The organism is Anabaena sp. UHCC 0451 (assembly GCF_034931405.1).
In the GTDB taxonomy this organism is placed as follows: domain Bacteria; phylum Cyanobacteriota; class Cyanobacteriia; order Cyanobacteriales; family Nostocaceae; genus RDYJ01.
Window position 1 is genome coordinate 15,013 of sequence record NZ_JAYGHA010000046.1, and the last position, 14,185, is coordinate 29,197.

The 14,185-nt window shown below is 37.9% G+C and carries 16 protein-coding genes; 2 read left to right on the plus strand and 14 right to left on the minus strand.

Annotated features, from left to right (window positions below; translation table 11 throughout):
* Nucleotides 1-31: 31 nt before the first annotated feature.
* From VB694_RS23330 to VB694_RS23345, 4 genes are all read right to left on the minus strand, one after another.
* Nucleotides 32-1,153 carry a geranylgeranyl reductase family protein gene (locus tag VB694_RS23330; RefSeq protein ID WP_323362730.1) on the minus strand — a complete coding sequence of 374 codons (1,122 nt, stop codon included), beginning with the start codon at nucleotides 1,151-1,153 and terminating at the stop codon, nucleotides 32-34.
* Nucleotides 1,154-1,441: 288 nt separating this feature from the next.
* Nucleotides 1,442-1,990 (minus strand): ribosome recycling factor, encoded by a 549-nt coding sequence (gene frr / locus VB694_RS23335; protein WP_323362731.1) that lies wholly within the window; start codon nucleotides 1,988-1,990, stop codon nucleotides 1,442-1,444.
* Nucleotides 1,977-2,705 carry a UMP kinase gene (gene pyrH, locus VB694_RS23340; protein WP_323362732.1) on the minus strand — a complete coding sequence of 243 codons (729 nt, stop codon included), beginning with the start codon at nucleotides 2,703-2,705 and terminating at the stop codon, nucleotides 1,977-1,979. The genes frr and pyrH overlap by 14 nt, the downstream gene beginning before the upstream one ends.
* Nucleotides 2,706-2,787: 82 nt before the next feature.
* Nucleotides 2,788-3,354 carry a redoxin domain-containing protein gene (locus VB694_RS23345; protein WP_323362733.1) on the minus strand — a complete coding sequence of 189 codons (567 nt, stop codon included), beginning with the start codon at nucleotides 3,352-3,354 and terminating at the stop codon, nucleotides 2,788-2,790.
* Between the two features lie 438 nt (nucleotides 3,355-3,792).
* On the opposite strand from VB694_RS23345, the gene VB694_RS23350 reads away from it, so the two are divergent.
* Nucleotides 3,793-4,701, plus strand: a complete 909-nt coding sequence (locus tag VB694_RS23350) for an alpha/beta fold hydrolase (protein ID WP_323362734.1) — start codon at nucleotides 3,793-3,795, stop codon at nucleotides 4,699-4,701.
* Nucleotides 4,702-4,723: 22 nt separating this feature from the next.
* Here VB694_RS23350 and VB694_RS23355 read toward each other — a convergent pair whose 3' ends face one another.
* The 10 genes from VB694_RS23355 to VB694_RS23400 all read right to left on the minus strand — a co-directional run bounded on the left by VB694_RS23355 (nucleotide 4,724) and on the right by VB694_RS23400 (nucleotide 13,777).
* Complete coding sequence (locus VB694_RS23355; RefSeq protein ID WP_323362735.1) at nucleotides 4,724-4,930, minus strand: hypothetical protein; 207 nt, start codon at nucleotides 4,928-4,930, stop codon at nucleotides 4,724-4,726.
* 442 nt (nucleotides 4,931-5,372) lie between these two features.
* Nucleotides 5,373-5,684, minus strand: coding sequence for a hypothetical protein (locus VB694_RS23360; RefSeq protein ID WP_323362736.1), 312 nt, complete (start codon nucleotides 5,682-5,684; stop codon nucleotides 5,373-5,375).
* Nucleotides 5,685-6,115: 431 nt separating this feature from the next.
* Nucleotides 6,116-6,274: a hypothetical protein gene (locus VB694_RS23365; protein WP_323362737.1), complete on the minus strand. Its 159-nt coding sequence runs from the start codon at nucleotides 6,272-6,274 to the stop codon at nucleotides 6,116-6,118.
* 321 nt (nucleotides 6,275-6,595) lie between these two features.
* Nucleotides 6,596-6,910, minus strand: a complete 315-nt coding sequence (locus tag VB694_RS23370; RefSeq protein ID WP_323362738.1) for a hypothetical protein — start codon at nucleotides 6,908-6,910, stop codon at nucleotides 6,596-6,598.
* 29 nt (nucleotides 6,911-6,939) lie between these two features.
* On the minus strand, nucleotides 6,940-9,108 hold the full coding sequence (locus VB694_RS23375) for a peptidase domain-containing ABC transporter (RefSeq protein WP_323362739.1): 2,169 nt from the start codon (nucleotides 9,106-9,108) through the stop codon (nucleotides 6,940-6,942).
* 56 nt (nucleotides 9,109-9,164) lie between these two features.
* Nucleotides 9,165-10,679: an HlyD family efflux transporter periplasmic adaptor subunit gene (locus VB694_RS23380; protein WP_323362740.1), complete on the minus strand. Its 1,515-nt coding sequence runs from the start codon at nucleotides 10,677-10,679 to the stop codon at nucleotides 9,165-9,167.
* A gap of 710 nt (nucleotides 10,680-11,389) precedes the next feature.
* On the minus strand, nucleotides 11,390-11,719 hold the full coding sequence (locus VB694_RS23385; RefSeq protein ID WP_323362741.1) for a CTB family bacteriocin: 330 nt from the start codon (nucleotides 11,717-11,719) through the stop codon (nucleotides 11,390-11,392).
* A gap of 20 nt (nucleotides 11,720-11,739) precedes the next feature.
* Nucleotides 11,740-12,090, minus strand: coding sequence for a CTB family bacteriocin (locus VB694_RS23390; RefSeq protein WP_323362742.1), 351 nt, complete (start codon nucleotides 12,088-12,090; stop codon nucleotides 11,740-11,742).
* A gap of 285 nt (nucleotides 12,091-12,375) precedes the next feature.
* Complete coding sequence (locus tag VB694_RS23395; protein ID WP_323362743.1) at nucleotides 12,376-12,759, minus strand: CTB family bacteriocin; 384 nt, start codon at nucleotides 12,757-12,759, stop codon at nucleotides 12,376-12,378.
* Between the two features lie 310 nt (nucleotides 12,760-13,069).
* The gene (locus VB694_RS23400; protein WP_323362744.1) at nucleotides 13,070-13,777 is read right to left on the minus strand and encodes an SEC59/DGK1/VTE5 family protein; all 708 of its coding nucleotides are present in this window, start codon (nucleotides 13,775-13,777) and stop codon (nucleotides 13,070-13,072) included.
* A 52-nt stretch (nucleotides 13,778-13,829) separates the two neighbouring features.
* Between VB694_RS23400 and yidD the strand changes: the two genes are divergently transcribed.
* Nucleotides 13,830-14,066, plus strand: coding sequence for a membrane protein insertion efficiency factor YidD (yidD, locus tag VB694_RS23405; protein WP_323362745.1), 237 nt, complete (start codon nucleotides 13,830-13,832; stop codon nucleotides 14,064-14,066).
* Nucleotides 14,067-14,185 lie beyond the last annotated feature (119 nt).

Below are 14,185 nucleotides of genomic sequence, written 5' to 3' on the forward strand. Positions count from 1 at the left end.
TTTTCAAACAGTCCCCAGTCACCTGCTATATCTAACCACCAAAACCAGGGATTAACCGCTTGAGGGCGCGACCTGCGACATCACCATATCGCAATTCACCACAGAGAATTTTACCCATGATTTGAGCGCCAGAGGGACGTTTCACACCGACTTTATAACCAATACCGGGGAAACGATAAAATGCTCCGGCTAATTTTTGCGCCCAAGCCATTTCTGATCCCCATTGTTCATTAATGGCATCACTGTAATTTGCGAGGGCGTTAAGATCACCACTAAGCGCCTCATTAATGAATTGTGCTGCTAGGACACCGCTAAAAATTGAGGGACGAATTCCTTCTGCGGTAAAAGGATCAACAACACAAGCGGCTTCACCAGCTAAAACAGCATTTTGGGTGTGCAGTTTTTGATTACCATCCCAAATACACAGAGGATGACCGTACTGCTTGCTATTTGTGACATCTACATTAAAAGATTTGGCGTATTCATCTAAAATTTTCTTAAAGTCTTGAGGTTCGCCACCAATAAAAGTTCCGACTCCGATAGAGTAACTGTCAGCTTTGGGGAAGTTCCAGATATAGCCGTTTTTGACTAAGCCAAATTCAAAGTGAATTGTTGATTTCTTCTCCACATTTGCAGGAATTTCTGCTTCTAATGCTCCTGCTAGGCGGCGTTTACGTTCTTTAAAGCCTAGCCATTTTGCCATAGAACCTTTTGCACCATCAGCCCCAATTAAGTACCGACCTGTAACTGGACCATTAGCTGTGTTGACTTGCCAATGATCATTTTTAAACTCAATACCTGAGACTTCCGTCTGATCGCGTAATTCAGCCCCTTGGCTTTGAGCTTGCTGAACTAGAAAATGGTCGAAAACATCTCGTCGCACCATCCACACTGGTTCTTTGGTGGCGATTTTCGCTTCTACAGGATCACCTAATTTCCAAGTAAAGCGGATGGAGTCAGCTTTGACAGAAATCGCAGGGCTAAAGTCAAAGTCGAACCATTGAGCGATCGCTGGTGACACACCACCACCACAAGGTTTATATCTGGGCAGGGATTCTTTTTCCAAAACTAATACTGAGCGTCCCCGTTTGGCTAAATGATATGCTGCTGTTCCACCCGCTGGACCAGCACCGACGATGATGCAGTCGTACATAATTGCTGAATTTTTGCTTTTATTTTAATTAGTTGATTTTCCAGTATATATAAGGGTTTCCGATTTTTTGTAAAGTTTCAATAAATATAGGGACTGGGGATTGGGGATTGGGGATTGGGGATTGGGGATTGGGGATTGGGGATTGGGGATTGGGGACTGGGGACTGGGGATGCAGGGAGCAGGGAGCAGGGAGCAGGGAACAGGGAACAGGGAACAGGGAACAGGGGAAGATGCAGGGGAGCAGGGGAGAAAAACTTTATATCTAATCCCTAATCCCCAATCCCTAACTTAGACGGTTGAGATGTCTTTTTCTTTTTCCGTCAATAAGTGATCAATTTTTTCTGTGTATTTGTTGGTCAGTTTTTGGAGTTGATCTTGCTGATCTCGAGATTCATCTTCAGAAACTTCCGCAGCTTTTTCTTGTTTGCGAATTGAATCGAGGGCATCACGACGGATATTACGAATACCAACTCTACCTTCTTCGGCGTACTTAGCCGCAAGTTTGACAAATTCTTTACGGCGATCGCTTGTCAAAGGCGGAATATTCAAACGAATTACAGAACCATCATTACTGGGGGTTAAACCCACATCTGACAAAGAGATGGCTTTTTCAACTATATTCAAACTGCTCTTATCATAGGGCTGAATGAGGATAGTTGAGGCATCGGGGGTGCTAATATTTGCCAGTGATTTCAACGGTGTAGGTGTACCGTAATATTCAACCTGTACCTTGTCTAGTAAACTCGCATTGGCGCGACCAGTGCGAATGGTGTTAAAAGCTCGTTGAGTAGCCTCAACGGTACTTTGCATTTTAGTTTCAGCTTCAGCTAATTTCACAAGAACCTCCCACAAGGGTGCCAATAGATTCTCCCATTACTGCACGGTGGATATTTCCTCGCACCGTTAAGTCAAATACGAGAATGGGAATATTATTTTCTTTACATAAGGCAATTGCGGTACTATCCATGACTCGCAAATCTTGAGCCAAAACGTGGGCGTAGGTGAGGGTTTTGTAACGTTTGGCATCAGGATAAATTTCGGGGTCAGCATCGTAGATTCCGTCTACTTTGGTGGCTTTAAAAATCACTTCCGCTTCTATTTCTGCTGCTCTTAAAGCGGCAGTGGTATCTGTGGTAAAGAAGGGATTTCCCGAACCTGCACCAAAAATTACCACCCGTCCTTTTTCTAGATGACGGATGGCACGACGACGAATATAAGGTTCTGCTACTTCTTGCATTGCGATCGCTGTTTGTACCCGCGTCTGTATCCCTAGTCGTTCTAGCGAGTCTTGTAGCGTCATGGCATTCATTACCGTGGCAATCATTCCTATGTAGTCAGCGGTTGCCCTGTCCATTCCCGATGATGCCGCTTTAACGCCTCTAAAGATGTTACCACCACCAACTACGATAGCGACTTGAACGCCTGTGGCTACAACCTCTCCCAACTCTTCGGCTATTCCCTTGACTACTTCTGGATCAATGCCATAGCCCATGTTGCCCATCAAGGCTTCACCGCTCAGTTTAAGTAAAACCCGTCGGTAATTCGTTCCCATGAAGTTACACTTTATCAAATAAGTTGCAATTGCCTCCAATTTAAGATAGCAGTACAGAGACAATCTGTGTCTAGTTCTTAGTTTATTTTCGCCATACTAATGGTGTACCAAGCTGTTGTGTTTGCGCTGGCTGAATTTCTTGACCCGCAAGTAAACAGGCGATCGCATTTCTTAAATAATCTACCCCGGTTGCTGATGGATCTTGGGGATGATCATCAATTTGACCTTTGTAACGCAAGATTCCACTTTGATCAATTAAAAAAGCCGTAGGTGTACTGGTAATACCAAAGGTACGCGTAACATCTTGTGTTGTGTCCCATAGGTAGGGAAAATTTAATTCACGACGCTGGGCAAAAATTTTCATATTCTCAAACTTTAACCCAGAGTCCATGTCTTCTCCAGAGTTAAAATTATCACTATTTAATCCAATGAGCGTGAAACCTCTAGGGAAAAACTCTGTTTGAATACTTTTCAGCCTGTCTAAATAGTTCTCTACGTAAATACATTTATCCCATATAGAAATTACACATACTGAGCAGAAATTCTCTAGATAACGGCTGAGATGGTGTACGCGCTCATCAATTCCTGGCAACTCAAAATCTGGAGCATAACTTCCGATAGGAGTACCAATTGTATCGAGTATATTCATTTTCTCTTGCCCGAAAGAACTAGGAACAAAAACTTGTTCAAAGTAAGCGTTAGTTTCCAGATGTAAAACTAAGCCTCAGCATTTGTTTTATATCCAATTAATTTTATATACTAACTGAGTTGGCGTAAATTGTAAAACTACCGAATCTATTCATGGTGTAACTTTAAGCATCCATAGGAATTTTTAGTCATTTCCAAAAAATCGGAATTAGTGCTATTAAATGACAAATCTATCCGTCTTTCTACATTTTCCTGCTTGCCGCTGATAGCGAAGTCAGACGAAAGCCATACTCTAGAATTCCTCCACTCCTTGTTGGTTGAGGGTTAAGAGACTGTAAGTTTAGGCTTAATTTTACAAAAATTCATAATTCCAATTTAAACTTATAAACAAGACATATTAATAACTCAACCCATGCTCGATCATGGTACATAAATTTTCATGAACACTTATCCAAATGTATTTAACCCTAGTAAAACTTGGCTTTGGCAAGGCTTCCCCATCTCTTATCAAACCCAAGGCACTAATGGGCCTGCTGTAATTTTAGTGCATGGTTTTGGTGCATCCTGGTGGCATTGGCGCAAAAATATCCCAGTTTTAGCAGAAAATTATCGTGTTTATGCCATTGATTTAATCGGTTTTGGTGGTTCAGCTAAACCTCAACCTGGAGAAAAAATCACTTATACATTAGAAACTTGGGGACAGCAAGTAGCAGATTTTTGTCGGGAAGTAGTAGGAGAACCGGCGTTTTTAGTAGGTAATTCTATTGGCTGTATTGTAGCAATGCAAGCTGCTGTGAGTAACCCAGACATAGCTTTAGGAACGGCCTTACTTAACTGCTCACTTAGATTGTTACACGATCGCAAACGGCTAAGTTTACCTTGGACAAAACGCGTTGGAGCGCCGATTTTACAAAAGCTTTTATCAATTCCAGCAGTGGGTGACTTCTTTTTCAATCAACTAGCTAAACCGAAAACAGTCAAAAAGATTCTTTTACAAGCTTATGGTAACGGAGACACGGTGACAGATGAGTTAGTAGATATTTTGATGACACCGGCAAAAGATGCTGGTGCTGCTGCTGTATTTTTGGCTTTTACTGCTTATTCTAGTGGACCCTTACCAGAAGACCTTTTACCTGTGCTACCTTGTCCAGCAATTATTTTATGGGGAACGGCTGACCCTTGGGAACCGATTGATTTGGGTAGAGAGTTAGCCAATTTTCCCCAAGTCCAAAAATTCATTCTTTTAGAAGGAGTGGGACATTGCCCTCAAGACGAAGCACCTGAATTAGTGAATTCAATTTTACAGGATTGGATGAGTGAACAGCCTCCATCTATACCCCTATCTTAAGTGTTTAACCGAGTTAAATTGCTTACCAGCCACCATGTCCATACTTACCATGTCCATACTTACCATGTCCATACTTACCATGTCCGTAGCCACCATGTCCATACTTACCATGTCCGTAGCCACCATGTCCGTAGCCACCATGTCCGTAGCCATATCCGCCGGATAGAAGTTGCTGTTCTTCTATCGATAATTCCACAAATAAATCAGATGAGATATTTTGATTTGACATATTGTTAGCCTCGATTTAAAACGTGGATACTGCACATATCTGGGCAAAAAAAATGTGTAATGTTTATGTTTCGTATTTTATAAACATCTCAGCTAGATATTTATTCTCCTGAAGTTATAAATGATAAAACTAAAAGTATGACTTTTGGCTGATACTGATGATACTGAATTATAGCTATTTGCAAAAATGAAGCCCATTTTAAAACATTTTGAAATTTTAACTATAGATTATAGATACAGAAAAGAATTCTATTTATTTAGGTCAAGTTTTTTATCAAAAAGTAGATAAAAAAAATTAAAAAAGCTCATGGTATAGGCTTTTTTAATTTTGAATTGGTTGTTTATTTCGGACAAGTTATACTAGATAGTTGGGGAATGATTAACATCATAAATCAGGGAGGAGACAAAAAACGGGCTGTGCTTCCTCCCTAAGTAGGACTGTATTAGTAGCCGCCACCATAGCCGCCACCGTAGCCGCCATCATAGCCACCACCGTAGCCGCCATCATAGCCACCATCATAGCCGCCATCATAGCCGCCACCTTTTTTCTTACCCTTACCGCCTACTATGATTATAGGCTTATTCATAACCCTCACATTTATGCCACCTCTTCTTCCTTTTTTACCCCAGGGCTTATAAGGATAAGGATAAGGATATAGACCAGGGAAATATTGTCCACCAGATAAATTTTCCTGTTCTTGTGTGGATAATTCCACAAATAAATCTAAATCAGATGCAATATTTTGATTTGACATGATTGTTAGCCTCAATTAGTGTTGTAAACTCTTATTCTTGTTATACCCATTGTCTCTAATGAATTTCATGACTCTTTGGTTGTATTTTGATATTTAAAAAATCTAACTTTTGGTTTTTATTAATTAGTAATTAATTGAAATATTTGGTTAATAATTTAGTTAAACTATCGAGGTGATTTTCTGTAAATTTTGGAAAAAATTGAAGAGAAAAATTAGATATAACCTTTAGAGGTTTCTTCTTTTTAAAAATATTTGTTATTTTCTCAAAAGAAGACAAGGCATTTACTAGAGATTTGAATTAAATCAAACTCTATTTTTACAGAATGAAGATATCTAAATTTTCTCCTCAAAGAACCTCTTTGAGTTTTGAAAATCACAAACTATCTAAAAATAGCTAATTTGTGAATTTTACTTGCTTGCTATTAGTGCTATTAGTTACCATAGTTGTTATACTCACTGTAGGGTGTGTATTCACAGCATTCGCGAGGTTTATAGCAAGGTGAATAATCACTATATCCACCACCGGATATAAATTCCTGTTCTTCTGTGCTTAATTCCACTAAATTAAATTGACTGATTTGGTTTGACATAATTAGTAACCTCGTTAACTTTAATTAATTAGATGCCGTAACACCTATGGCTTTATTATTAATACTTTTTTGAGATTTTCAATTATTCTGGAGTTAGATTAAAACTAGTGAAAAAGATACTTCCTTTGGCTTAAAGAATTATTCATAAATACAATCAATCAATTAAATAAATAAATATTTTCAGGACTAATGCACAAGTCACAAAAAATAATCACATAAGAAGCGGAGAATAATAAAAAAAAAGAAGAAAATTATGATTTTTATTGGCAATAAACATTACATTTGTGTATTGAAATATATGGGTGATACAAAATATTCTGACTAGGAAAATGCTCTACGGAGCATTGTAGATAATAAATTACTCCAATCATTAGCACCTGAAGTAATTTTTGGTAAAGTAAATGTCATAGAAGAGCCTAATGTGAATTGAGACAAGCTATATTTAGTAGTTTGCGAAGTATAGTCACTTCCTAAATTAAATTTAGTATCTGCTTCAGTTTCAATGTTAGTATTCTGCAAGAAAAAATTGGCTTGTACAGGAATATTGTGATTTTGTCCAGCGATAATAATTTCTTGCTCTGCTTCAGATAAAGTGCTGAACAATTCTTGATGGTGGGAGAGAAAGTTTTCAGACATGGAATTTACACCTCATACTAGAGAACTATTTAGATAGTTAAAAACTGTAAATGTTCACCTGGTTGAGAAAGAAAATTTTCTAAGCTACCTTGGAGTGTGACTTGACCTTTATCTATAAGTACAATCCAATCAGCACGATTGATGACACTGGGACGATGAGTAATTAAAATTGTAGTTTTATCTTTTCTAGATTCTAATAATCGATCTAGAACATGACATTCACTAACGGGATCGAGTCCAGCCGTGGCTTCATCTAAGATTAAAATAGGTGGATTGTTGAGTATTCCACGGGCGATCGCCAATCTTTGTCTTTGTCCACCAGAAAGATTTGCACCAAATTCTCCTAACACAGTTTGATACTTATTAGGTAGTTGACTAATAAAACCATCTGCATCAGCAATTTCGCAAACTTTCACAATTTCTTCAAAATCAATAGAAGGTGATCCTAAGCGAAAATTTTCCAAAATTGAACGACTCCAAAAATGTGGTTCTTGAGGGACATAAACCACTTGTTGTCGTAAACAATCAAGTGCAAGATCATGGATATTCAAAAACCCAATGCGGATATTACCAGAACTTGGCTCATATAAACCTGCTATCAGTTTGGCTAAGGTACTTTTGCCACAACCCGATTTACCAATTAAAGCAATCACCTTTCCACCGGGAAGTTTTAGAGAAAAATCCTCTAACAAATCAACTCTTCCTGCATGATGAAATGTGAGATGAGAAAAACGAATATCCGCATTATCGGAAATTTGTGCAATGGGCTTTTGACTACCTCCAACTACTTCTGGTGTGGCATCAATAACTTCTAGCAAACGAGAGATTGCAGTTTGAGAACGGAAATATTCATCTACTAATCCCACCAACAAACCAATTAAAGCTAAAACATTTACTTGTAAGGCATTAAAAGCCAGCATTTGACCAATAGTTAATTGATTATTAATTACTAACATACTGCCTATTCCCAGTAAGATTACTCCACCAAGAGTAGAAAGAAGTTTAGAAACAGTACCGTTAATAATGCCTATTTGAATTGTGCTGAAAGTCAGATTAGCCAGACGACCAAAACGGCTTTGAAATTCATCCCAAAATTGAGGAGCAGCATTAGTAGTTTTAATAACCTGAGCGCCTTTAAAAGTTTCGACTAATACACCTTGATTTTCTGCACCTAAAACTAAGAGACTGCGGGTTTTTTGTTGAAGAATAGGTAAAAATGGCAGAGTAGATAGAGTCATTAAAGCGCCAAACATAATTACAGCTATTGTTAATTGCCAGCTATAAAATAGCATTAAGCAAAAGGAAATAATAGCAATGAAAATTTGGCTAGGTAAAAGCACTACTATCTGAGAAATCAACTGATTTATTTCATTAATATCACCCAAGCGGCTGGTGATTTCTCCACTACGGCGAGATTCGTAATAATTTAAAGGTAATTGTAGTATTCTCCGCCCAAAATCCAAGACTAAACCTAATTGTAATCGTTGACCAAAATGAGCAATCATCGTAGCTTGTATAACTTGCAAACTACTACTAAATAAAGTCATAACTACAACGGCGGATACGACAACTGTAAGTAATTGAGTATCTCCACGCACTAAAACATCATCAGTTAGTAATTGAATTAAAACCGGACTTCCTAGAGATAAGATACCCAGGATAATATTAATTATTAAAACCTGAGTTAGCAATCCTTTATAGGGTAAGATCCGCATAAAAAAGCGTAACAAACCACCGTGAGGTTCTTCTTGTGGTTGTTGAGAAAAACGCTCTGTATCTGGCTCTAATAAGAGCATTACTCCATTCCAAGCTGATAATAATTCTTCGCGGGTGATATAGCGAATACCTACAGCCGGATCAGCAATAACATAGTTTTTCCCCCGTTGTCCATATAAAACAACCCAGTGATAACCACGCCAATGAATAATTGCTGGTAGTTGGATTTCTGTGATTTTATCTACAATTTCTGGTGCAGCTTTAACGGCTCTAGCATTAAATCCTAAAAAATCAGATCCACGTTTTAAACCTAATAAAGTTGTTCCTAATTGTCCTGTAGCTACGGCCTCTCGGCTTTTATTTATGCTTAAAAAGCGTCCGTAATATTTGCAGATAGAAACTAAACAAGCTGCACCACAATCCTCTTCGCTCGCCTGTAAAATACATTGGTATTTTTTTCGAGGGCTAAATAAGTTAAACATATACAACTTTCAAGAATTTCAGGAATAAATAATCAATAATTGCTTTCTAAATTCAATTACACATCAGTAAGCAATCTGGCTTTTCTAAGAATAAATTTCATGACAGTTTCTTCACGAGAAATAATATCAGTTCGTCCTTGCATTCCTGGTTGTAAATAACATTTATTTTCGCCTTTTCCTACATATAATGTTTCTGGTTCAATAGTTACCTCATAACCATTCATTTGTGGACTATTAGCAGTAGTATTATTTTGTGTTTGTGTAAATGGTAAAACATCGGGAGCAACATTTTTAACAATGCCTTTAAGAGTGCCATAATCTGGATAGGGACAAGCAGAAACTTGCATTTGGACTTTTTGACCTGGTTCTACTTTATTAATTTCTTGAGCAGGTAAATAAGCCTTGATTTGTAAGGGAGCATTGAGGGGAGCAATTTGAGCAATAGCTTCACTGGGTTGCAATACCTGTCCAGGGTTACGAAGTTTTAATTGTAGTAATGTGCCGGTGATAGGTGCGCGAATTATACTCTTATTCAAATCAGTTTTTGTTTGTAGTAAATCTTGACGAGCGCGAATCAGTTGCTTTTGAATTTCTAGACGTTGTTGTAGTAAGTTCTGGAGTTCTTTTTTCAAAGCAGCTAAAGCAGCTTCTCCCCTAGCTTGTTCTTGTTTAATTCTGTGGAATGCAATCATCACCGCTGAGTTGCTAGGATTGATAGCTGTTCTCGCTTTTTCTAGATTTGTTTGAGCAATTGCTAATGCCTGTTTTTTTTCCTCCAAGAGATTTTTAACGTTGTTCTTGGCTTGTTCTAACTTAGCCTGGGCAGATTTCAGGGCTTGTTGTTTTTCTTCCAAATCACTGAGAGCTATTGCACCGGAATTAGCGATAGACTGTAATCTGTTTCTTTGCAATTTAGCTAAATCCAAAGCAGCTTGTGCTTCTTCTATTGTGGTTGTTAATATTTTTTCTTCTTGCAATCGGTCAAGTTGTAATTTCGCAAATTTCAAAGCCACTTTTGTCTGTAGCATTTCTGCATTAGCTTTAATTTTTTGATCGTTAAAATTACGTTGAGTCCCAGCCAATTCAGCCTGTGCAGCTACAACTGTGCGGTGGTTTAAATTTTTCTGTGCCGAAATTTGGGTATTGATTTCACCTAGTTGAGCATCAATTTGTGTTAGTTGTAATTGACCTTGTTGAATACTACTTTCTAGTTGGTTTTTTTGCGTCCGCAGAAGGGAATCATCAACATAAGCAATCGCATCCCCCTGATTTACTATCTGATTATTTTTAACGGCAATTTTTTGTACCTGGCCAGAAATAGCCGACTCAACTAGTCGTAGTTCTCCCACAGGTCTAATAGTCGCAGGAACTTTCACCGTTACTTTGTAAGTAAGTACAGTCGTCAAACTCACACCTACCACAAAGATAATTAGCATTACCCCTGTACCAATGCTAGTCCATTTATGAATTTGGGGCAGAAACTCATTAACTTCAACTAAATGTAAATGTTCAGAACTAGAATTATGAGATATGTTCCAAACATAGTCTTCATGGCGGCGTAATGAATCCACAGTATTGCACCTTTTGGATTGAAACATCAACAAACATGAGGGTTATTTCATATTGCGTTTAACATCTGAATAGTCTAGATAACTCCACATAACTTGATTGCAAATCCCATCCAACAGAAAAAGCACTGTCTTAAGTAATATGTCTTGAGATAGTAGTCAAAAATTTTCACAATGTTCTAATTACAGAAACATAATCAAGTAGTCAATTCTATCATTGTCTAATCTGGTGATTAATCGCAACCATATCTGGACAAATAACCAGGCTATCCAAAGCATCAACATTACCAAATAACCGATAAAAACCAGGATTAGCTCAACCAAAGATCGTGAAAATAAAATATGTTGCTCACGATAGCAAACATCATGGTGAAATTATGAATAATCCTCTATAATCATTAGTGGGGGATGAGAAAAGTAACGGCTGACCATAGCAAAAACTTTTCTTTATATCTCTACGTGAACAACGCTGAGAAAAAACCGAGGAGAACGCTCAAGCTCCCTCAAAGACCTCACTTACGATGAGCGAGTAGTAAGAATCTCCTCTCCCCTCTTCCTTGTTAAAAGTTTAAGAGTCAATTAATCTATTATCTATTTAGTCTTAAATTACTCATTTATAGCCCAATACAGTTTAGTCAACTCGGAAATTATTCTTTGTTAAATTGATTTTTTAAACTAACTATAGAGGCAGAAAGCAGTCAATGAGTTATTGTTCACCTTTTTAAACTCTCTCCAAGCATTGCTAGAGGACTGTTGACTGGCATGGGGCTTTGAGGTAATAGATTGTTAACAAATTCCAAGGGAGCAACTTTAGCAAAATTAGATGACAACATAGATTGTGCGCCACTATTAATATCAGAGAAATCAGTATTAGTTTGATAGACCTTACCCAATGGAGTAGTTCTGGTAGTCTCTGTGGTATTTTCGTTTTTTTTAGCAAAATTGTTATTACTGATTTGAGGTTGATTACCACCAGTTAATAACTCTATTTGTCTATCACATAGCTCAATCAACAATTCTAATTTATTAATTGGATATGACATGATTGTTAGCCTCCCTTAAGTCAATTTTTCAAACTACATAAATCAGATAATTTTCTCAAACCTGCCAAACTTTTTTTTGCCAGTGCTGGTAGTCCAGTGAGAATTGGTGCAGAACCTAAAGCCGGAAATGTAGGCATAGATAGCGCATTTAATCCCAATAAATCTTGTGCTGCTGTATTGACTTCTGAACTTTGACCGGAGGAATTTGTAAAACTGCCATTAGGTCCTGAAGATGTTAACCCTCTCAACATCACCAGTCTGTTCGCAAAATTACTCCCAGATAACTCAAAGTCTACGCCGCCAACAATAATCTCCTGTTGCTGTTCAGGTAAATCTGCACATAAATTGAACATGATGTTGTGATATGACATAATTTTTAGCCAGACTTACTTAACATCCGAAATAAAAGAATCAAGCACGGAGAACCATGGAAAAAGGAATTTATCAGTTTTCCTAAAAAGCTGAAATTGTAACTAATTAGCTAGATATGATCTAACTACCAATGCAGATTCTATTAGGGGTATCAAGAAAAACCAGATAAATTTGGCTTTTTGATTACCCCCAAACACCATTTTCAAGCCTAGATATACGAAACTAACCGCTATCACAGTTGATTTTTTAGTCACCTGCGGGAATCGCTAAAAGGCTTGGCTGATTTAGCCGAATGGTCCTCCAGCCGGACCGAATGGTCCTCCAGCACCACCACCGCCGCCGGGTACAGGTGCGATGGGTTCACCACCACCTACGAGTCCTCCAGCTTGTCCATTGAGAATGGGCGCAGCACCTAACGCACCAACTTCAGGAATCATGGGCGCACCCAATCCTAACAAGTCTTGCGCTGCGGTGTTGACAGCAGAACTTGTACCAATGGAGTTACCAGTGCTACCATTAGGTCCAGAAGCTGTAGTACCCTGCAAATTTGCAAGTCTATTAGCGTAATTACTACCAGCTAATTCAAAGTCAGCACCACCACTAATAAGCTCTTGTTGATCATCAGATAATGCCACACACAAATCGGAAGCATTTATTTGAATTGACATAATTGTTAGCCTCACTTACGGAATTAGGTGAATTACCACCTAACAACCCAACTATAAGCATTCTTGCTCAGTAATTCATAAATCTAGAGATAGAAATCAAATTTTGTAGTTTTACTTCTCAAAGTAGATATAAAATCTTTTAATTTCTACAGATATAGTCATACCGTTAGAGAAGGTATATGGATTATTTGATGTTTTTGAATCTATTTGCCACATCTATCATAAATTCTATCATTTTTTGAGGAGGTAGAACTAATAACAGGCTGAAGAGATAGCAAGATAAACAAGATCAAACTTAGTCATTATTTATTTAATTAAGCACCAGTAGTTGAATTAAGAAAAAAGCTAAAGCTGCACTACCAAGAGGAACGGTAAGATTATCAATGCCCAAAAATGAAAAAGCTTCTAAAACAGTAGCTACTATGGCTACAAATATTGATATTAACCATATTTGCCAGATATTTCCTTGTATTGCCAGGAAAATAAACATACTAATTAGGAAACTAATAAAAGTCATTGTTAAGGAACCTTCCCAACTTTTATTTGAACCAAAAATTTTGTATTGATGTTTACCAAATCTTTGCCCTATTAAAGCTGCTAGTCCATCCCCCCAAGCCATAATTAAAATGCCTAATGCTGCATATTGGGGTTGCTGTAAATACCAAAAACAGGCAACTAAAACTCCGATACTGACAGCATAAAAAAATGTTCCTAAACTTTGGCGGCCGACGCTATTAATTCCTGGCAAAATGGGAAATATATAGGATAATAAAGTAATGATACTGCCGAAAATGGAAGCTGTAATGCCAACGATAGGGGGGATGTTTAGCCACCAAGCCAGTAAAATTACGTTACCTGTGCCAATATGAACTATTTTACGGATAATTTCGGGTTCGCTGTTAGTAAAGCGACTAACTAACCAAGCGATGAGGATGACAAGTAAGACCCAAGCCGCAGCTGTGGAAATTTGCAGCCACAATGGGAGAATGGATTCTAAACTGGGAAATGTAGTCAACAATGATGCAATTGATAATTTTGGGACTTTGATACTACTTTAAGCGATTTGGGGCATGAAAATATTATTGATTTGGTTAATTAAGGGCTATCGCTTGTTCATTTCTCCTCTTTTTCCCCCCACTTGTCGTTTTCAACCGACTTGTTCGATGTATGCTATTCAAGCGATTGAACGTTTTGGGGTTTTCCGTGGTAGTTGGATGGCTATTTGGCGAATTTTGCGCTGTCATCCGTTCCATCCTGGTGGTTATGACCCTGTTCCAGAAAAGTCTGGTTGCAAACATGAGGATTGATAGATACAGGATTTTTTTTTGATAAGTAAGCAATTTCCCAGAAATAAATTATCTCAATAACTGTTTGAGATCATAACTGCTAAAGGTGATGAAGGAATGGTGAGTTAGCAACGCTGTAA

Excerpts from the sequence above, each read along its gene's own strand:
- VB694_RS23330 (WP_323362730.1), bottom strand. The coding sequence starts at position 1,153 with ATGTACGACTGCATCATCGTCGGTGCTGGTCCAGCGGGTGGAACAGCA.
- pyrH (WP_323362732.1), bottom strand. The coding sequence starts at position 2,705 with ATGGGAACGAATTACCGACGGGTTTTACTTAAACTGAGCGGTGAAGCC.
- VB694_RS23345 (WP_323362733.1), bottom strand. The coding sequence starts at position 3,354 with ATGAATATACTCGATACAATTGGTACTCCTATCGGAAGTTATGCTCCA.
- VB694_RS23350 (WP_323362734.1), top strand. The coding sequence starts at position 3,793 with ATGAACACTTATCCAAATGTATTTAACCCTAGTAAAACTTGGCTTTGG.
- VB694_RS23355 (WP_323362735.1), bottom strand. The coding sequence starts at position 4,930 with ATGTCAAATCAAAATATCTCATCTGATTTATTTGTGGAATTATCGATA.
- VB694_RS23360 (WP_323362736.1), bottom strand. The coding sequence starts at position 5,684 with ATGTCAAATCAAAATATTGCATCTGATTTAGATTTATTTGTGGAATTA.
- VB694_RS23365 (WP_323362737.1), bottom strand. The coding sequence starts at position 6,274 with ATGTCAAACCAAATCAGTCAATTTAATTTAGTGGAATTAAGCACAGAA.
- VB694_RS23370 (WP_323362738.1), bottom strand. The coding sequence starts at position 6,910 with ATGTCTGAAAACTTTCTCTCCCACCATCAAGAATTGTTCAGCACTTTA.
- VB694_RS23375 (WP_323362739.1), bottom strand. The coding sequence starts at position 9,108 with ATGTTTAACTTATTTAGCCCTCGAAAAAAATACCAATGTATTTTACAG.
- VB694_RS23385 (WP_323362741.1), bottom strand. The coding sequence starts at position 11,719 with ATGTCATATCCAATTAATAAATTAGAATTGTTGATTGAGCTATGTGAT.
- VB694_RS23390 (WP_323362742.1), bottom strand. The coding sequence starts at position 12,090 with ATGTCATATCACAACATCATGTTCAATTTATGTGCAGATTTACCTGAA.
- VB694_RS23395 (WP_323362743.1), bottom strand. The coding sequence starts at position 12,759 with ATGTCAATTCAAATAAATGCTTCCGATTTGTGTGTGGCATTATCTGAT.
- yidD (WP_323362745.1), top strand. The coding sequence starts at position 13,830 with ATGAAAATATTATTGATTTGGTTAATTAAGGGCTATCGCTTGTTCATT.